Source organism: Yersinia intermedia (genome assembly GCF_900635455.1).
In the GTDB taxonomy this organism is placed as follows: domain Bacteria; phylum Pseudomonadota; class Gammaproteobacteria; order Enterobacterales; family Enterobacteriaceae; genus Yersinia; species Yersinia intermedia.
This window is the reverse complement of the sequence record NZ_LR134116.1, coordinates 1,207,418-1,226,990: the sequence shown is the minus strand read 5'-3', so window position 1 is coordinate 1,226,990 and position 19,573 is coordinate 1,207,418. Positions and strand designations below refer to the sequence as shown.

Genomic DNA, 19,573 nt, shown 5'->3' with positions numbered 1-19,573 from the left:
TCACTTAACGATTTCAAGCTGCGCCGGAGTACTCCCCAGCGCACGCCAATCGGGTACATACATCGATTCTACTTGTGGCGCAGGTACCTGGTAGATGCCTGGCGTGACCGCCCGCGCCAGATAGAGCAGCGTGGTGTGACGGTAGCCATCGACACTGACGGCAGCGACATAACGATCATCACGGAACTCCTGATGCTTGATATCGGATTGCTGCATATCCTGTAGTAGCTCAGTCACGCTGCTGGCGCTCTCTCCCAAACTGGCGCTGCTATCGCCCAGATTCTGGTTTTCCAGTTCCAGACCAGCAGGCAGCAAATCGACCACCAGCGCATCCGGCACCCGTTTATCGGCCCAAACATCCAGATGCACCAAGACTAACTCACCACTTTTCAGTTGTGATAATTGCAACGGATTGCCATCTAGCCCAATGTAACTCCGGGTGATATGTAAATTATTACTGAATGGTGCCGGGGTTTGCTGCGGATATCCCACCACTGCAACGCGGCTATACAATGGTGTATCCCCCCGATTTTGCAGTTGCATCCCCGCAGCCAGTTGTGATGCCGACCAGTTTTGGTTTAACGCGGTACTTTGGGTCAGAGTCACACTATCTGCAATTGGCTCAGCTTGTGGCGCGATAGCAACCTGCCACGGCGTTTCAGCGCCGTTCATCAAGGTGCGCCCCGCAAGGAATATAGCATTGCTCTCCTGCGTTGACAGGTAGTTGCGGCTGGTCAAGGCATCAGACAGGGCCAGCAGACGACTATCACGTGCTTGTGGCAGTAGATTGTTGTCGGTTAACAGTGCCAGAATAAGGGCATCATCGCGTATCGGGCTACCGTAATCCTCCAGCCAGTAGTCCTTATCACTGCGTGTGGTATTTAGCCCCTGAGTGATGGCTTCTTTGGCACGCGGCATGTCGCCCATCAATTTCAATGCTACCCCCAACTGCACCAAGGGTAAGCCAGAACGCGCTTCACTGTTGCGGCTATATAACTGCCGTAATGCGCCGAGCGAAGCCTGCTGCTGCTGCGCCAATACCAACCCTGCATAGGCTTGCACCGCAAAGCGGGTATGCTTGGTTTGCTCGCTGTAACGAATTTCAACCTGATTAGGATCCTGTAAATAACGCTGTAAGCGGGTATTCGCCGCCGTCAGTGCCGCCGTTGGTACGCTGTAACCTTGTTGGCTGGCACGATACAGGAAGTCGGTGGCATAGGCGGTGAGCCAGAACTCTTCCGGGCTGTCGTTGCTCCACAAACCAAAACCACCGTTGTAGCGCTGCATACTCAGTAGGTGTTCAATCCCGACATCAATTGTCTGCCGCCGTTTTTCATCGCTATCGGCCTTGATGCCCAGCGCGGTCAACTGTGCATGGTTACTGTACAGTGAGGGATACAATCCACTGACTGTTTGCTCCAGACAGCCATAAGGATAGGCGTATAACTCACTGATATAACGAGCCAAATTAAGAGGTGGACGGCTGGTTATTAGCAGTTGGCCTTGCAATGTTTCAGCACTCAATCCCGCCGTAGCCTGCGCAGGCAAACTCCAGCTTTCACCACTGCGCAGCACATTAGCGAAATGGCGCGTTTGGGCCGGATAGGCTGGCCGCACGCCGATCTTCCAATGATGCTGGTAATCTGGCAGTTCTTCGTTTGGCAGTACCATGCCACTGATCGTCAGACCAAGATCACCCTGCCCAAACCCGTTCAGCGCCCGAACCGGGATCAGTACCGTTTTACGCTCACCGTTCGCCAGCGTAACGGACTGAGTTTGCGCACCATTTAGCGCCAGTAAATCACTGGCGGCCAATTTCAGCGCTAAGGTTTGCGCCTGACCGGATAAATTACTTAAGTCCAGAGCCAGTTGGGTACTGTCGCCACCGGCCAGAAAACGTGGCGCTGCCAGTTGCGCAATCAATGGTGCAGCCACCACCACTTTCGACTCTGCTTTGCCGAACTCTTCATCACTCCAGGCCTGGGCCATTAAACGTAGCTCACCGTTAAAGTCTGGAATCGCCAGCTCAACGGTGCCTTCACCCTGTGCGTTTAATGTCACCGGTTGGGCTTGCTGCGCCACTATGGTCACTTCGGTAATGGGTTTCTTGCCACCACGGGACAGCGCATCTTCCTCATCACCATCACCACCAAAACGTAAGCTGGCTAAGCGCCCTTGCCCTTCTATCAATTGCCCATAGACATCATAGCGATCGGCGCTGTAGCGCTTACGGCCAAAAAAGGCATCGTAAGGATCTGGTGTGGCGTAATCCGTAATATTCAAGATCCCGCTGTCAACGGCTGACAGTAAAACTTGCACTTTTTCCGGTAACGGCGCACCACTGCGGCTGGCCTTCACTTTTACCGTTAAAGTTTGATTGGGCCGGATACGCTCAGGAGCATCCAATTGCAATGCCAACTTGCGGGTTTCATCCACCAACGGCAGATGCAATAAACCAATCGCTCGTTTTGGCGTCGCCTGTTGTGATTTATCACCGGGGCGAATCACTGTGGCACTGAGATACAGGTCATGCCGATTCCACTCTTTGTTAATCGGCACGTCGACCTCTGCACCACCCGCAGGAATAGTCACTTCCTGCCACCACAGCGGGCCGTCGCTGGATTCCACCAGCAGATAGCCATTACCAGCAGCCGGTGCTTCAATATGTAGCTTCACTTTTTCGCCCGGACGGTAAGCGGGTTTATCCAATGTTAATTTGACCTGATCAGGACGCACCGCTCCACTGCCAGCGGTATTATCCTGCCAACTGTAACCGGCCCAGAAGCGAGAACTGCTGATCAATTCATTATCTGGGTTACTCACCTCAATGCGGTATGCGCCCCACTCCACCGGGAAACTGACTTTAGCGCTCCCGTTGGCGGTGATATTCACACTTTGCTCTGCCAGAGTCAGATCTTTTTTATCAAACAACGACTGCCAGCCGTCACTTTCTGACCACTGCCAGTAGTAATCACGCCGCTCACGTACCAACTTCACTTTAATGCCATTGGCGGCCAGTTTTTCGCCGCTGGCATTCGCATAGATAATTTCAAAATCAGCCTGCGTATCTTGATCCACCATCGCCTGCGATTTATAGCTGTCACTGCGGTAATCATAAACCTGCTGTTTATTGAACAGCGGGCGAATCCCCACCAACGCATCAGCAGGCCACACCGCTTGCTCCGCACGGCGAGTGACTGGCCGACCACCCGACTCCAACAAACTGGCCTGTAAAATCAATTTCAGTGGCGATTGGGCATGCTGCCAACTGTTATCCACCGCAATATCTGTCTGCCCCTCGTTATCTAAGGTGGTATCAAACTCATCTAAAGTGCGGGAGAGGTTCTCTTCGATAATCGAACCAAATTCAAAACCGGGCAGTGTGGCAACAGCTTCACGCAGTGGGCGCAGGAATAATTGGCCTTGCAGACGGTTGCCCGAGGCCGGGGCACCGTATAAGTAACGGCCAGTGACGGCAAAGCTAGCTTCACTGTCAGTGGCGATCGGTTCTTTATTGGTGGCAATATCAAGCGCCATACGTTCTGGCAGAAAATCCTCTACCTTGAATTTGTACAACCGTGGTTGGTTATCACCCAAATTCAGGCGCAATGACCACTCGCCAGTTGGGCCACCTTCAGGTAATGCATATTGGTATTGATACAAGCCATCCTGTGGTTGCCAGGTAAAGCTGCGCACCACTTGATTATCCGGTTTGAGGATATCGACTTTAACTGGTTGGGTTGTTAGGGGTTTACCATCAGCATCGCGCAGTAACCCATTAACAATTACGGTTTCACCTGGCCGATACAGATCACGGGGGCCAAAGACAAAGAACTGCTTCTGGAAACCCTCTGGACCGGCAATATCAAACTCGGCCAGATCTAAAGCGGGTGCATTAAGGTCGATCAGACTGGTCTGCCCATTTTGCGCGGCGAGTAGCAATTTGGCGTTAGCGTTTTTTTCCAACTGCGCATGGCCCTTGCCGTCGGTTTCGGCCTGAGCCAACACCTGGCCTTTATCATCTAACAGTTGCAGTGACACGCCTTTCAACGCCGCTCCACCGGCCAATGCCTGGGTGAACACATCCATCTGGTTATGGTAGCTATGCAGCGAAACACCGATATCACTCAGGGTAAATAAGGTGGCAGCATTGGTATAGCTATAGTGACCGGCTTGCTGCATAACGGCCAGATAGACGCCGGATTCTTGTAACGGCTTGATATCGGCTAAGGGCAGCAACAGCTTTTCACGGGTATTAACCGCAGGGTTGAGATCAAAACGGCCGGTATAGACTAAATCAGCCATTTTCAGTAGTTCGTCCGATTCCCAGTTAGAGAGCGCACTGCGGTTTTGCCAGTTAGCGAGGAAGTTAGCCAGGCTGCTTTGCTTAATGCGGAAGAAGTTAACATCGACGTTATCAACATTGAGCGCCATCACCGGCAATCCCTGCGCCAGTTTGCCCGGCAGCAAAGAGCCTTTGCTGGCAAAACCGACACTCGGTTTAATATCACGGGTGGTGATTTGCTGCTGTTGCTGTGCACCCAGTTGCGCGCCACCGACGCCTTTCAGCGTGCTGTCGACAGTTAACAGCAATTTACGCTCCGGTTTGAGGTGGCGTAAACGCAGCTCCATTAGATTATCGGATAGCTCCCAGGCACCGTCGATGTTGCCACTGACAGTATCAACCAAATGCACCTGCGCGGCGAAGTCCTGCTTGGGATCCAGTGGCTGCGAGAAGGTCAGTACCATGGCACTGGCCCCATCAAGTTGCAGCTCAGAGGCATCCAGCAAGGTGAGCGGCTGGCCAGCATGGCGTTTTGCCAACTCCGCCAGTACCACTGTATCTGTGGGTTTACTCGCCGGTGTTTTTGCCGCCGAGGTACTGGCTTGAGCCGCAGGCGGTGTGACCACACCCTTATTATTGCTGTCATCACAAGCGGCTAATAACAACGCCGCAGCGATCAATATAGCCGCCCGACACCCTTTAATTCCTGACATTAACCGACGCAAACCATTGTGATTCATATCTTGCTCCCTGGCTGATAGCAAGATTATAGCATCGGTATGAAAGGGAATATAGGGAGGGAGGAATCAAGTCATTCTCTTCATAAAAAAATGCGCATTGGCTCGCATTTATATCGCCATTTCTAAACAACGCACACCAAAAACCTATTTAATATTTTTTTAATAAAAATTAAATTATTCAATCCGCCAATGAAAGAAAAGACAGCACCAAGATAAAAACCAATAAAATCAATACAAAAACAAGAAAAACATCACAACAAAATAAAATTAAAAATCAAATTAATATAAACCACCTGAATTAATATTTTAATAAATAGGAATGAGCGGCTTACCAATTTATATTTCATCCAACATTTTGTCGTTATTACCCCTTTTGAGTATTTCGTCTTTTAAACTCATCTATAAATAGGAATGTATAAAACCATGGGTCATCGCAACACATTAAATACACGTTTATTGCCGTTATCTATTTTGGTCTCATCATTGATATCTGGTGGGGCAATTGCTGCGTCAACATCTACGTTTATACCCGGTGCAACTCTCGGTATGGGCAATGCTGGCAGCTTTATCGTAACCACTAACACCGTGGTTAACACCAAAGCCCCTGAAGATATCTTGCTGGAAAGTATCTTCCCTGAAGGCCAAACAATTACACCAGAGATGATTACTCAGGTTGAGTCGCAAATTACGACAATGCAACAGGATCACCAGCAGCAGATTAAGGATTATGAAACCAACATTGCTGCATTAGCACCGGCACAACAAAAACAAGCGAACAAAGAACTAGACTCATTTAAAGGTGTATTTGAAAAAAATATCGCGCAGTTAGAAGCCGTTGTTGCTTATGCAAAAGACAAGACCGAAGACAACAAGAACAAACTCAATGCAGCAGCAAAAGATGCTTTTACAGCCTCACTCAATAACAAAGCGCCGGGGCAGTTCACCGCTGAAGAAGCCAACTCACTGTTTACTGCGTCATTAACCAACGATAATTCAACTATTTCGCCAGAACTTGAGCAAAAAGTCACCGTAATAAAGCAGCAACAAACAAGCCAAAATACTCTGACTAAGGTACAAAATTACCTGACTCAAGGTGTGATTAGCCAGGAACAAAAGGAAAAACTGGCGGCTTATTTTGCCGATAAACAAGTTAAGTTCAACGAGCTCGCTGTTGCTGAACAGGCGCATAAAAAAGCAGAAGAAGCAGAAAAAAAAGCAAGTGTTGATGTCGTACGTCTGACTCCTCAATTAAAATTTAATCAAGCAAAGCTCAAACTCGCTGAGAAAGAAAAAACTCAAGCTGAAGATAACTTAAAACAACTTGATACTGAAAAAACCACGGCAATTAAAGCTGTCAATGTAGCCTGGGATGATAAGACACCAGATCTCGACAACGAGCTACAAAAACTGATTGATGATCCAAACACGCCTGTGGACAAAAAAACCAAGGCTGAAGACGCGCAAAAGGCCATCAAGGATGCAGCAGCCGCAAAACTGTTAGCTGATGCCGCAACCAAGAAACATCAGTCTGCCGACGTTGCTTTTAATGACATTGAGCTTAAGGTTACTGCTGCCAATAAGATTAAAACTGACGCTGCGGATAAGCTCGCAACCAGCACGACAGAAATGCACAATGCGACAGCAGAATTAGCTAATTTAGAGAAAGTAACGACTACGACTATTGATATACCTGCATTTGAGCAAAGAATTGCCAGCACCGAGCAACAAACTGTCGCTACAGGAACCTTTGCACTCGATACCCAAGTATCGGGCGGCACGCAAAATGTGGAAAAAGACGGCGAAATCATTGGCAGCATTGTTAGCGAAGATGGCACCGTAAAGTTGGCGCTTGGCGCATTGGCAAATAGCACTGTTATCACCAAAGGCATTATGGAAAATAACGGTGGTACGGATAAAAATACCAATGTTGGTGCAGAAGGTCAGTTGAGCCTTAAAGGGATAAATGAGACTGAACGAGCCAAATCAGAAGGTGCGGTGATTGCTAAAGGTGGCAAGGTTACAGCCGGAGAGTATTCTTATATCAATGAGATAGTTAGCGAAGGTGATATTACTGCCAAAGATAACGCTATTATTTCTAAAGCCATCATCAAAGGTGGGAGCTTAACCCTGCAAAGCAAAGCTATCGCAGCAGATACCACGCTGAATGGCGGTGTTTTCACCGTTGAAGCTGGTGCGGGAGCGATACGTACGACTATCAATGATGGCGAATTCACGGTTAATGACAAGGCGAGTGCTTCTAACACCACACTTGAGAACGGTACCTTCACGCTGGCAACTGGTGCCACAGCAGAGTATACGACGGTTAATGGCGGCAAGTTCATTGTTAATGATGGTGCCACCACCGATCATACCGAACTGAATAACAGTCATTTCGAGCTTGCTGGTAGCGCAAACGCCCAGCATACCACGGTTAATAACGGTGCAGAATTCACCGTTAGTGGCAATGCGAAAGCTGATAACACCACGGTAAACGGCGGTATCTTGAAGCTTAAGTCGCGCATGCAAGCCAATAAGATACTGGTTGAAGACGGTTATGCACTGATCTACAGTTCGCTGAAAGATGCGGAGTTAAATGGCGGTACCACCATTTTCACCCAAACTGCCGCAGTCGAAGGGATCATTAATGCCAACCAAGGCAGTTTCCTGAGCGTCCATGACGGTGCAGTAACCCAAAATGCAGACCTGAATTTAGCCGGTAACATGGTGCTGGTGGCCGAAGATGCACCTTATGTCAGGCTACACCCAACTTCCCGTGCGGCCTTTAGCGCCATGAATGGCAAACCCGCTAAATTCGCCTTTAAAGATGTCACGCTGGCGGGCGGTTCTATCGATATGAGCCAAACGAAAGCGCAACTGACCATCAGCTCATTGGCAGGTAACGGTAGCTTTAACCTAGGTTCATCCCTGCATAACCACGCTACTGCACCACTGAATGTAACGGGTGATGCCAATGGTGATTTCAACGTTCAGATCGATGCCAGCGGTGTTGCTCCGGCTAACCTGAATGTCGTTGATGTGGCAGGCACCAATAACGCACGCTTTGCACTGGCTAATGGCCCGGTAGATCTGGGTAACTATAAGCACAACCTGGTCAGTGATGGTCAAGGTGGCTTCAAACTGGTAGCTGATAAAACAACCCTGACACCAAGTACTGCGGGTGTGCTGGCTGTCGCCAATACCATGCCGGTTATCTTTAATGCTGAATTAAGTTCGATTCAGAATCGTTTGGATAAGCAAAGCTCGTCGGCTAACGAAAGCGGCGTGTGGCTCACTTACCTGAACGACAGCTATAACGTGAAAGGCACTGCGGCCAACTTCAACCAGAAGTTGAATGGTATGACTTTAGGTGGCGATAAAGCCATTGATTTAGGTAATGCCGTATTCAGTATCGGTAGCTTCGCCAGCTACAGCAGCTCAAATATCAAATCTGATTACCAGAGCAGCGGCAGTGTGGAAAGCAACTCATTGGGTGCTTACGCGCAATATTTGGCTAATAGCGGTTATTACATTAATGGTGTGCTGAAAACTAACCAGTTTAAACAGAACCTCAATGTGACAGCTAAAGGCGGCAGCGCCACCGGCAATACTAACTTCTCCGGTCTTGGTCTGGCCATGAAGGCGGGTAAACATATCAATATCAATGAGATGTATATCTCTCCTTATGTCGCACTGAACACCTTTAGCTCCGGTAAGAGCCAGTACCAACTGTCTAACGGCATGGAAGCACAGAGCCAAGGCGCACGTTCTACCACTGGTACTCTGGGGATGAACACCGGTTATCGCTTTGTGTTGAACGCTGGTACTGAAATTAAGCCTTACGCTATCTTCTCAGTGGATCATGACCTGATGGCCAGTAACAAGGTGATGGTTAACAACGAAATGTTTGATAACAGCCTGAAAGGGACTCGTGCTAACGCGGGCGTGGGTGTCAATGTAAACCTGACCTCTAACCTGTCAATCGGTTCTGAAGTTAAAGTCTCTAAAGGTAAAAACATTGCGACCCCAATGACTATTAATATGGGCGTTGCTTACACCTTCTAAATAACACGTTAAGTTCTTCATGTAGCAATGAGAATGGTGTGTCAAAAAAGGGAGCCAGTTACGGCTCCCTTTCCTATATCGGCCTAACCTGACCCACCAACAGCGAATTAATGGCTGGTCGAGGGAATAACGTTTCTCAGCCAACTGCCCCAGCGGCGCTGATAAAACGCCTGCGTATGAGTCATCAGATAGTGGCTTACCCCACGCTCTTTCTCGTTAACCAGACAGAAATCGACCGGGCGATCATCTGGTGCATGGTCACTGGCCACATTGCCCGCTTCCTGAATCAGTTGATCTATTTCCTCAGGCGAGGCATCTACTTCCAAGCCAATCAGTAAGTTAGGCTGCTCATCCACACTTTTATCATGCATCAATGCCAGGAAAGCACGCCGCACCGGTTTGCGCTGGCTGAACAGTTTGATCAGGGCATCAACCATCACCGCCGGATACTCTTCCGGCTGGCCCAATAAGATTTGGCTCTCTTTATCCACACTCATTTCAGCCGGTTGGGCTAAACCGCCATTTTCCAATAGCATCGCCACTTCCTGCGGCCAAAACTCTTTACCATGTTCTGATTTCGGGTTCAGGAACAGGTGCGCACCCTGCGTCATTTCAAATAACACTCGCACTGGCATTGCAATAAAGGGCTGTTTTTCACTGTCAATCTGTTGATCTTCGGCGATATCCAGCGCCTGCTGCAACACTTCTATCGAGGTAAAGAATGGAATGACCGATTCACCATCCTGCTTTTCCCAATGCAGAATATTCACCCCATTGCCCGCAGTGAAGGTCATCTCGCTATCCTCACCGCCCGGTTCTGAGCCGGCCACCAGCACTAACACCGTGGCATCCAATAGTGTGCGGAAAAAGGCAGTACGATAAATTGACTCCGTCGCCGCCAGTTTTAACAACGACTCCAGACTCTGATCCTCATCATGGTGATGGTGATCGTGGTGATCATCGGCAGGTGGTTGTAGCAAACTCATCTTGTACTCCGAAAAACGTCGAGCAGATCGAACAAAGGGACGTCAATGCGCCCCATTGGTAGCTTACAAAGCCAAACGCAGGGGAAGCGCACCGTTCGGACGTAGCGCCGTGAGCTGCCGGAGTGCCCGTAAGTGTGCTAGCCCCTTCATTCACCAAACTTACTGTTTAGCTTTCGCCAACAACAGATTAGCAATGGTACGAACGCCTAAACCTGTAGCACCGGCAGACCATTGTTCAACTGCACTTTTACGGTAAGTAGCAGAGCAGTCAATATGGAGCCAACCTTGTTGGTAGTTTTTCACAAAATGCGACAGGAAAGCAGCGGCAGTGCTGGCACCTGCACTGTAAGCCGCGCCCGCTACATTATTCAATTCAGCAAAGTTAGACGGTAACTGGCTGCGATGGAATTCCGCCAGCGGTAAACGCCAGAAAGGTTCATGTTCACTTTGCGCGCTGTTCAGCAGCGCTTGTGCCAGTTCATCATCAAAGCTGAACAGTGCATGGTAGTCGTTACCCAATGCTGTTTTGGCCGCGCCGGTTAAAGTGGCAGCATCTATAATCAGCGGTGCGTTTTGTTCAGCGGCATCAATCAGGCCATCAGCCAGTACCAGACGCCCTTCAGCATCGGTATTCATGATTTCTACAGTTTTACCATTGCGGTAACGGATAATATCACCCAGTTTAAAGGCATTACCGCTAACCATATTGTCGGCACAACACAGATACAACTTTACGCGCTGTTTCAAGCCACGCGCCGCCGCCAAGGCCAAGGCACCCGTCACGGTGGCTGCACCGCCCATATCAGATTTCATCGAGTCCATGAACGCGCTCTGCTTCAGGCTGTAACCGCCGGAATCAAACGTAATCCCTTTACCTACCAGACAGGCCATTACCGGCGCATCAGGATTACCGGTTGGGTTATAATCCAATGCCAGCAATACCGGTGCACGATCAGATCCACGCCCCACGGTATAGATCCCAGCATAGCCCTGCTCACGCAGATCTTCGCCTTTAGTAATACGGTAACTGACCGCATCACACGAGACGGCACACATCAAATCAATGGCATTTTTGGCCAATTGCTCTGGACCTAAGTCTTCCGCCGGTGCGTTGATCGTGTCGCGCACCCAGTCGATAATTTTTATGCGTTGTTCCAGTTCAGTTTTTTCGTTCTCTGGCAGTTCTGCCCACTCCACACTACGCTGACCTTTTGGCCCACGGAACCCTTGCCAGAATGCCCAACTTTGCTCCAGCCCCCAGCCCTCTCCGGCCAGTTTTATGCGTTTGATTCCCTGACCATCTATTTTGCGCGCGGCACGTTGAATCGCACCTAATTTACCGTTGCCCGTCAGGTGGATAGTCATCCCCTCGGCATCGCTACTCAACAGCGCTTTCTCGCCCCAACGGGCATCTGCCGGATTATGCGACAGGGATACTTGCATCAATTCTGTTGTCATGACAACCTCTTCATTATTATTTTTTGCTGTTATTCAGCTAGTTATACGCAGCCCTGTGTTGACTGCGGCGGACCCAATAATATTTCTTTGTATAAGGTATCAGATCAGGTAGAAAAAAGGCCGCTTTCGCGACCCTACAATACTTATTCAAACTCATCCAACCACACTAATAGAATGGCCTCTAGCACTTTTTCATTCGATTTCTGCGGATCATCGTCAAAATCGTCCAAAGAGCAAATCCATTGATGCATATCGGTAAAACGCACGGTTTTCGGATCGGTATCAGGGAATTTGTCGTAAAGTGCTTCGCCGATTTCTTGGGTATCTTGCCATGTTAAGCTCATATCAATGTTCCCGAGCATGGTTAATGGTATAACGCGGGATCTCAACCACCAAGTCTTCGTCGGTCACTCTGGCTTGGCAGCTCAGGCGGCTCTCCGGCTCCAGACCCCAGGCTTTATCCAACATATCATCTTCCAACTCATTGCTTTCTGGTAAGGAATCAAACCCTTCACGCACCACGCAGTGACAGGTGGTGCAGGCACAGGATTTCTCACAGGCATGCTCAATATCGATCCCATTGCGCAAGGCAACGTCGAGTATAGTCTCACCTTGGGTTGCTTCCAGTACTGCACCATCCGGGCAAAGGTCTTTATGGGGCAGAAATACTATTTTGGGCATGATTAAACCTCATCCACTGAATGACCCGCCAACGCTCGGCGAATGGAAGCATCCATCCGGCGCGCGGCAAAATCTTGCGTTTGCGTATCTAACGCTTTGATCGCAGCTTCGATTGCGTGTGGGTCGTTGCCCTGCATCTGCTGCTGTAATAAGGCCATCGCCTGTGCGATAGCGGTACTCTCTTGCTCACTGAGTAATGCTGCGTCTTCTGCCAATGCGCCTTGTAAACTCTCCAGCACACGGGATGCTTCGACCTGTTGCTCCACTAACTTACGCGCACTGACATCACTTTGCGCATTTGCCATCGAATCTTTAATCATATTGGCAATTTCATCATCAGACAGCCCATAGGATGGCTTAACCTGAATCGATGCCTCAACACCGGTGGATTTCTCCATCGCAGTGACACTCAATAAACCGTCAGCATCTACCTGGAAAGTAACACGAATATGCGCGCCACCAGCGGGCAGTGGCGGTAGGCCACGCAAGGTAAAGCGGGCTAATGAACGACAATCTTGCACCAATTCACGTTCGCCTTGCAGCACATGGATGTTCATCCCGCTCTGACCATCTTTAAAGGTGGTGAACTCCTGCGCACGGGCCACTGGAATGGTGGTATTGCGCGGAATAACTTTCTCCACCAGGCCACCCATGGTTTCCAGCCCCAATGAGAGCGGGATAACGTCAAGCAGCAGCATGTCACTATCGGGCTTATTACCCACTAAAATATCGGCCTGGATGGCGGCACCGATTGCCACAACTTTATCGGGATCAATCGAGGTGAGCGGCGTGCGACCAAAGAATTGCCCGACTTGCTCACGCACCAGCGGCACACGGGTTGAGCCACCAACCATCACCACTTCCAGCACCTCATCAGGGGCCACTGCGGCATCTTTCAACGCACGGCGACAAGACATTAATGTGCGTTTGATTAACGCGGTGATCAGCGATTCAAACTGCCCACGAGTTATCTGCCCCTGCCAGCCAGCAACGGACACCTCTGCAACCTCAGCGTCACTCAACGCGATTTTAGCCGCGATCGCTGCATCAAGTAATTGCCGCTGAATGCCATGATCATCACGGGAGTCAATACCTGCTTGTTCACGCAGCCAATCGGCTAATAGATGGTCAAAGTCATCACCCCCCAGGGCAGAATCACCACCGGTTGCTAACACTTCGAACACGCCACGGCTCAAACGCAGAATAGAGATATCAAAGGTGCCACCGCCAAGATCATAAACGGCGATCACCCCTTCCTGACCTGAATCCAGGCCATAGGCAATGGCCGCTGCGGTCGGTTCATTAAGCAGACGTAATACATGTAGCCCCGCCAGACGTGCCGCATCTTTGGTACCCTGACGCTGAGCATCATCAAAATACGCCGGCACGGTGATCACGACACCATCCAGATCACCGCTCAGTGCCGCCTGGGCGCGAGCAGACAATACTTTAAGAATATCCGCAGACACTTGGATCGGATTCACCAACCCGCTGGCAGTCTGGATCATCGGCAAGCCATTTTCACTGGGCTGGAATTGGTAAGGCAGATTAGGATAGCGCTGTACGATATCCACCAAAGAGCGGCCCATCATACGTTTAATTGAACTGATGGTATTGACCGGGTCCAATGCCGCCAGATTGCGGGCATTCCAACCAACATCAATACTATTTGCTTGATAATGAACCACTGAGGGCAAAAGATCCCGCTGCTGCTCATCAACCAGCGTTTGCGCTTTACCACTACGCACGGTGGCGACCAATGAATTGGTCGTACCTAAGTCTATGCCTGCGGCCAGCCGACGTTGATGCGGCTGCGCAGTTAAACCAGGCTCACTAATTTGTAATAAGGCCATGTTGAGCTTCCATCAATCTATACTCGTCATACTTCAAGCTGCATGTGTGTTGGCTGCCATCACTCACCCAAGGCGTTATCTCAACTCCTTGGGTTCATTCACTTGCCGCCTTCCTGCAACTCGAATTATTTAGAGCATATAAAAACGTTAGTGACGCGCCCTAATAAGAAGTAGCTGGGCATTGCAGTCATCAATAAATTGATCTTTATTTATTTTTATCAATTAGATACAACTTTTCACTTCACTAAACTATCGAGATAAATCATCAAACAGGCGCTCTTCAAGTTGTTCAACCTGCTGTTGTAACTTATCCAAGAAACGCAATTTACGCACGGTATCAGCCGCCAGCTCCCACTGTTGCTTATCCAGTTGTTCCACCATTTGCTGACTGCGCGTTTGCGTCATCAACGCTAAGCGGCTACTGAATGCAGCAAGCTGTGTTTCAGCATCGGGTTTGCGCTCAATCTCATCAAGCTCTTCACGCAGTTCCAACTGCTCCATCAAAAACGCAGTATCACGCATGGTGTGCTGTTCATTACCTAAATCAAAACCCTGCAAAGATAACATATACTCGGCACGTTTTAACGGATGCTTGAGGGTTTGGTAAGCGTCATTGATGGTGGCGGCTTGTTGCAACGAGGCTAAACGCTCGCGTTCAGGCTGGTTAGCAAAACGGTCAGGGTGGAATTGACGTTGTAATTCCTGATAGCGGGTAGTGAGTTGGTTGCCGTCAACCAGATAGCGAGGCGGCAGCCCGAACAATGTGAAGTAATCCATAGCATGCTCTGGAATATAGTGATGGCTTAGCAAATATTATACAGCCCTCTTGTTATGCAAGAGAGCTGTATGAAGCACAAGTACCTGAGGTAGAAACAAAAACAGGCGTCAGACGTTAAAGCTTTCACCACATCCGCACTCACTTGAGACATTCGGATTGTTAAACTTAAAGCCTTCGTTCAGCCCTTCCTTGACGAAATCCAATTCGGTGCCATCAAGATAGACCATGCTTTTGCCGTCGATGATCACTTTCACACCTTTGTCTTCAAAAATGACGTCATCGTCGTTCATTTCATCAACAAATTCGAGTACATATGCCATACCTGAGCAGCCCGATGTTCTTACGCCCAAGCGCAGACCCAAGCCTTTACCACGGTGATTTAAAAAGGCACTGACCCGTTGTGCAGCACTGTCGCTGATTGATATCGACATACACCTTCCTCAACTCTGCTAACAATTGATAACCTATGTTACAACTACTTGGCAGTATGTTTGCTTTTGTAGTCGGCGATAGCTGCTTTAATGGCATCTTCTGCCAGAATCGAGCAGTGAATTTTGACTGGCGGTAACTCCAGTTCTTCGGCGATCTGAGTATTTTTGATCGCTTCAGCCTGATCGAGAGATTTACCCTTCATCCATTCAGTTACCAGAGAGCTGGAAGCAATGGCTGAACCGCAACCATAAGTCTTGAAACGAGCATCTTCAATAATACCGGCTTCGTTGACTTTGATCTGCAATTTCATGACATCACCACAAGCGGGTGCGCCAACCATGCCACTACCAATAGTAGGATCTGCGTTGTCGAATGAACCGACGTTGCGTGGATTTTCGTAATGATCGATTACTTTTTCGCTGTAAGCCATGTGATTACTCCTGAGTCTTAAAGTCTGGAATTAATGGTGAGACCATTCAATGCTGCTGATATCCACGCCCTGTTTGAACATATCCCACAACGGGGACAAGTCACGCAGACGGCCAATGGATTTACGCACCAGCGCAATGGCGTAGTCGATCTCTTCTTGAGTGGTGAAACGCCCCAGAGAGAAACGAATTGAACTGTGAGCCAGTTCGTCGTTCATCCCTAACGCACGCAACACATAAGAAGGTTCCAAACTCGCGGAGGTACAGGCTGAACCCGATGAAACAGCCAGATCTTTCAGCGCCATGATCAGCGACTCACCTTCAACATAGTTGAAGCTGATGTTCAGAATGCCAGGTGCGCCATTCTCTAAATCGCCATTCAGGTAAACTTCTTCGATATCTTTCAAACCATTCCACAAACGCAGGCGCAATGCGCGCAGACGCGCAGCTTCGCTTTCCATCTCTTCTTTGGCGATACGGTAAGCTTCACCCATGCCGGCTATCTGATGGACTGGTAAGGTGCCTGAACGCATACCACGCTCATGACCACCACCGTGCTGTTGTGCTTCGATGCGAATGCGTGGTTTACGGCGAACAAACAGTGCGCCAATGCCCATCGGACCATAAACTTTATGGGCAGAGAAGGACATCAAATCAACTTTCAATTTGCTGAGATCAATTGGTAATTTACCGACACTTTGCGTCGCATCGACGTGGAAAATGATCCCGCGACTGCGGCACATTTCGCCGATTTCAGCGATATCCTGCACCACACCGATTTCATTATTCACGTGCATGATAGAGACCAAAATAGTGTCTTCACGCATGGCCGCTTCAAGCTGTTTCAGGTCGATAATACCGTTAGACTGGGGTGCCAGATAAGTCACGTCGAAGCCTTCACGCTCCAGTTGACGGCAGGTATCCAACACCGCTTTATGTTCGGTTTTACAGGTGATGATGTGCTTGCCTTTCTTTTGATAGAAATTAGCCGCACCTTTTATTGCGAGGTTATCAGACTCAGTTGCACCGGAGGTGAAGACAATCTCGCGAGGGTCAGCACCTACCAGAGCAGCAATATCATTACGTGCAATATCAACAGCTTCTTCTGCCTGCCAGCCGAACTTGTGAGAACGCGAGGCGGGATTACCGAAAATACCGTCCAGAGTCAGATACTGCATCATTTTTTCAGCGACACGAGGGTCTACCGGGGTAGTTGCTGCATAATCCAGATAGATCGGTGTCTTTATTTTTGATTCGGTCATTGCTCTTATGCTCCGTACATCACTTCCAAAACGTAAAATTCCGCAGATTCTGCTTATGCGCGCAGATTAACGTTAATCGTCTCTTGCGGTCGGCCATTAGCCGTACGGCGCGTATCGTTATTCTGACGATCCGCAACCTCTAGGATATCTTGGTTATTTACCAGCTCTGCCAGCGTGATATTGTTGAGGAAGCTGCTGATGCGCTCACTCAGATCACGCCATAAGGTGTGAGTCAGGCAACGATCACCGCCCTGACAGCCTTCTTTACCCTGACAACGGGTAGCATCGACAGATTCGTCTACAGCGGTGATTACTGCACCTACTGCGATTGCTGATGCATCTTTACCCAGCAGGTAACCGCCACCTGGACCACGAACGCTGGCAACTAAGCCATTTTTGCGTAACCGTGAGAACAGTTGTTCTAAATAGGATAATGAGATCCCTTGGCGTTCAGAAATATCTGCCAGAGGAACTGGCCCGTCCTGGGAATGTAATGCCACATCAAGCATGGCGGTCACGGCATAACGGCCTTTGGATGTCAGTCTCATAGCTAAAATTACCTGTTGGTGAAAACAAGCCAGAATTTTGACATTCTTGAGTGTTTTAGTCAACTATTTAACCTAGTAATTCACTCAAGTATTATTAACTCATTCCATTTTGAATAATATGGCAGAATTTTAATAATAACCAATTGATATAAAGCCTTATTTTTTGTTATCTAGCGCACTATTACCCGCATCATGCTGTGGGTATTTATCCTGTTTTTCAATGGATGTCAGCATACCGCGCAAGATATTTAGCTCTTGAGCCTCTGGGCGTGCACGGGTAAACAGACGGCGCAATTTACTCATAATCTGGCCTGGATGAGCCTGTCGGATAAAACCAGTATGGGATAACACCTGCTCCAGATGCAGATAAAAACGCTCTAGATCATCCACCAAAGGATAAGGGGCTTCCTCTTCTTCTATTGCCGGTGCCGTAGCCTGCTGGCGATCAAGGAATGCTACCCGCACTTCATAGGCTAAAATTTGCACGGCCATTGCCAAATTCAATGAACTGTATTCGGGGTTTGCCGGAATCGCCACATGATAGTGGCACTTTTGTAGTTCATCATTTGTTAGCCCCACCCGTTCGCGGCCAAATACCAAGGCAACCGGAGCATGTTCTGCTTCGTGGGCGCTACGCACACCACATTCACGCGGCTCTAACATTGGCCAAGGTAAGGTGCGTGAACGAGCACTGGTACCGACAACCAGACTACACCCAGCCAATGCTTCATCTAAAGTATCGACAATAGTAGCATTACCAATGACATCGCTGGCACCAGCGGAGAGTGCAATCGCCTGAGAATCGGGTTTGACTAAAGGATTGACCAGATACAAATTGGTTAATCCCATGGTTTTCATAGCCCTGGCTGTCGAGCCCATATTACCGGTGTGTGAGGTCTCGACCAAAACGATACGAATATTGTGTAGCATACAAACTCTGAAGATAACGGGGAATCGCCATATCTTAACACAGACATATACCCAAGCTACTTCGAGTTGCAGGCAGGCGGCAACCGAGTGAGTCCTGGGAGCTTAGATAACTAAGTGACCAGGGCAAATAAGGGCAGCCAACACCTCTGCATCTTGAAAGGTGACGGGTATAGGCATTTATCAGAACCCCTGCTATACTACGCGCCGTTTCTCGTTCTTTAACATCCTAGTGGAAGATACCCATGCATCCGATGCTGACTATCGCCATACGCGCTGCGCGTAAGGCCGGTAACCTGATTGCCAAAAATTATGAAACCCCAGACGCTGTCGAAGCGAGCCAGAAAGGGACTAACGACTTTGTTACTAATGTAGACCGTGATGCAGAACGCCTGATTGTCGAGGTTATCCGTAAATCTTACCCAAAACACACCATTATTGGTGAAGAATGCGGTGAGTTGGTTGGCGAAGACGATGATGTGCAATGGGTTATTGATCCACTGGATGGCACTACCAACTTCATCAAACGCCTCCCTCACTTCGCTGTATCTATCGCTGTTCGTATCAAAGGCCGTACCGAAGTTGCGGTGGTTTATGACCCAATGCGTAACGAACTGTTTACAGCCACCCGTGGTCAGGGCGCTCAATTAAATGGCTATCGTCTGCGTGGCACCAATGCGAAAGATTTAGACGGTACTATTCTGGCGACCGGTTTCCCATTCAAAGTAAAACAACATGCGCCGGCTTATCTGCGCGTTGTGGGTAAACTGTTTGAGCAGTGTGCAGACTTCCGTCGCACCGGTTCAGCGGCGCTGGATCTGGCTTATGTAGCCGCAGGCCGTGTTGACGGTTTCTTTGAGATTGGTCTGAAGCCATGGGATTTTGCTGGTGGCGAACTGTTGGTACGTGAGTCAGGCGGCATCGTGACTGACTTTGCTGGCGGTCATAACCATTTCAGTTCTGGCAATATCGTAGCCGGTAATCCACGAATTGTTAAATCTATCGTTCAAGCGATGAGCGATGAGATTAGTGATGCATTGAAACGTTAATATCATATACCCGTCATCTTTCAAATTGCAGGTGTGTTGGCCGCTCTCGTTCACCCGAATCACTTACTCGTGTAAGCTCATCGG

General features: G+C 49.1%; 14 protein-coding genes. 2 read left to right on the top strand and 12 right to left on the bottom strand.

Annotation, left to right across the window (positions count from 1 at the left end; all coding sequences use genetic code 11):
- The gene (locus EL015_RS05745; RefSeq protein WP_005191932.1) at positions 1-5,025 is read right to left on the bottom strand and encodes an alpha-2-macroglobulin family protein; all 5,025 of its coding nucleotides are present in this window, start codon (positions 5,023-5,025) and stop codon (positions 1-3) included.
- Between the two features lie 423 nt (positions 5,026-5,448).
- Here EL015_RS05745 and EL015_RS05740 point away from each other — a divergent pair, with 423 nt between their 5' ends.
- Positions 5,449-9,087: an autotransporter outer membrane beta-barrel domain-containing protein gene (locus tag EL015_RS05740; RefSeq protein WP_032907824.1), complete on the top strand. Its 3,639-nt coding sequence runs from the start codon at positions 5,449-5,451 to the stop codon at positions 9,085-9,087.
- Between the two features lie 107 nt (positions 9,088-9,194).
- On the opposite strand, the gene sseB is transcribed toward EL015_RS05740, so the two are convergent.
- The 11 genes from sseB to trmJ form a co-directional block, all read right to left on the bottom strand.
- Positions 9,195-10,073, bottom strand: coding sequence for an enhanced serine sensitivity protein SseB (gene sseB / locus EL015_RS05735; protein WP_005191938.1), 879 nt, complete (start codon positions 10,071-10,073; stop codon positions 9,195-9,197).
- A 159-nt stretch (positions 10,074-10,232) separates the two neighbouring features.
- Complete coding sequence (gene pepB, locus EL015_RS05730) at positions 10,233-11,531, bottom strand: aminopeptidase PepB (RefSeq protein WP_005191941.1); 1,299 nt, start codon at positions 11,529-11,531, stop codon at positions 10,233-10,235.
- Positions 11,532-11,674: 143 nt separating this feature from the next.
- The gene (iscX, locus tag EL015_RS05725; protein WP_005191944.1) at positions 11,675-11,875 is read right to left on the bottom strand and encodes a Fe-S cluster assembly protein IscX; all 201 of its coding nucleotides are present in this window, start codon (positions 11,873-11,875) and stop codon (positions 11,675-11,677) included.
- Between the two features lies 1 nt (position 11,876).
- Positions 11,877-12,212: an ISC system 2Fe-2S type ferredoxin gene (fdx, locus tag EL015_RS05720; RefSeq protein ID WP_005191947.1), complete on the bottom strand. Its 336-nt coding sequence runs from the start codon at positions 12,210-12,212 to the stop codon at positions 11,877-11,879.
- 2 nt (positions 12,213-12,214) lie between these two features.
- Complete coding sequence (gene hscA / locus EL015_RS05715) at positions 12,215-14,065, bottom strand: Fe-S protein assembly chaperone HscA (RefSeq protein ID WP_005191954.1); 1,851 nt, start codon at positions 14,063-14,065, stop codon at positions 12,215-12,217.
- A gap of 249 nt (positions 14,066-14,314) precedes the next feature.
- Positions 14,315-14,842, bottom strand: coding sequence for a co-chaperone HscB (gene hscB / locus EL015_RS05710; RefSeq protein ID WP_032907957.1), 528 nt, complete (start codon positions 14,840-14,842; stop codon positions 14,315-14,317).
- A 108-nt stretch (positions 14,843-14,950) separates the two neighbouring features.
- On the bottom strand, positions 14,951-15,274 hold the full coding sequence (gene iscA / locus EL015_RS05705) for an iron-sulfur cluster assembly protein IscA (protein ID WP_005192709.1): 324 nt from the start codon (positions 15,272-15,274) through the stop codon (positions 14,951-14,953).
- Positions 15,275-15,318: 44 nt separating this feature from the next.
- A complete protein-coding gene (gene iscU, locus EL015_RS05700; RefSeq protein WP_005159510.1) occupies positions 15,319-15,705 on the bottom strand; it encodes a Fe-S cluster assembly scaffold IscU in 387 nt (128 codons plus the stop codon).
- Between the two features lie 30 nt (positions 15,706-15,735).
- Entirely contained in the window at positions 15,736-16,950 is a 1,215-nt protein-coding gene (locus EL015_RS05695) for an IscS subfamily cysteine desulfurase (protein WP_032907967.1), read from the bottom strand.
- Between the two features lie 68 nt (positions 16,951-17,018).
- Positions 17,019-17,513, bottom strand: coding sequence for a Fe-S cluster assembly transcriptional regulator IscR (iscR, locus tag EL015_RS05690; RefSeq protein WP_004707916.1), 495 nt, complete (start codon positions 17,511-17,513; stop codon positions 17,019-17,021).
- Between the two features lie 156 nt (positions 17,514-17,669).
- Positions 17,670-18,443 (bottom strand): tRNA (cytosine(32)/uridine(32)-2'-O)-methyltransferase TrmJ, encoded by a 774-nt coding sequence (gene trmJ / locus EL015_RS05685; RefSeq protein ID WP_005192718.1) that lies wholly within the window; start codon positions 18,441-18,443, stop codon positions 17,670-17,672.
- 242 nt (positions 18,444-18,685) lie between these two features.
- Between trmJ and suhB the strand changes: the two genes are divergently transcribed.
- Positions 18,686-19,489, top strand: coding sequence for an inositol-1-monophosphatase (suhB, locus tag EL015_RS05680; RefSeq protein ID WP_005192722.1), 804 nt, complete (start codon positions 18,686-18,688; stop codon positions 19,487-19,489).
- The last annotated feature ends 84 nt before the right edge of the window (positions 19,490-19,573 follow it).

Bases quoted from the DNA above. Each gene is read 5' to 3' on its own strand.
- EL015_RS05740 (WP_032907824.1), top strand. From the start codon at position 5,449: ATGGGTCATCGCAACACATTAAATACACGTTTATTGCCGTTATCTATT.
- sseB (WP_005191938.1), bottom strand. From the start codon at position 10,073: ATGAGTTTGCTACAACCACCTGCCGATGATCACCACGATCACCATCAC.
- iscA (WP_005192709.1), bottom strand. From the start codon at position 15,274: ATGTCGATATCAATCAGCGACAGTGCTGCACAACGGGTCAGTGCCTTT.
- trmJ (WP_005192718.1), bottom strand. From the start codon at position 18,443: ATGCTACACAATATTCGTATCGTTTTGGTCGAGACCTCACACACCGGT.
- iscU (WP_005159510.1), bottom strand. From the start codon at position 15,705: ATGGCTTACAGCGAAAAAGTAATCGATCATTACGAAAATCCACGCAAC.
- EL015_RS05745 (WP_005191932.1), bottom strand. From the start codon at position 5,025: ATGAATCACAATGGTTTGCGTCGGTTAATGTCAGGAATTAAAGGGTGT.
- iscX (WP_005191944.1), bottom strand. From the start codon at position 11,875: ATGAGCTTAACATGGCAAGATACCCAAGAAATCGGCGAAGCACTTTAC.
- hscA (WP_005191954.1), bottom strand. From the start codon at position 14,065: ATGGCCTTATTACAAATTAGTGAGCCTGGTTTAACTGCGCAGCCGCAT.
- hscB (WP_032907957.1), bottom strand. From the start codon at position 14,842: ATGGATTACTTCACATTGTTCGGGCTGCCGCCTCGCTATCTGGTTGAC.
- suhB (WP_005192722.1), top strand. From the start codon at position 18,686: ATGCATCCGATGCTGACTATCGCCATACGCGCTGCGCGTAAGGCCGGT.
- fdx (WP_005191947.1), bottom strand. From the start codon at position 12,212: ATGCCCAAAATAGTATTTCTGCCCCATAAAGACCTTTGCCCGGATGGT.
- pepB (WP_005191941.1), bottom strand. From the start codon at position 11,531: ATGACAACAGAATTGATGCAAGTATCCCTGTCGCATAATCCGGCAGAT.
- iscR (WP_004707916.1), bottom strand. From the start codon at position 17,513: ATGAGACTGACATCCAAAGGCCGTTATGCCGTGACCGCCATGCTTGAT.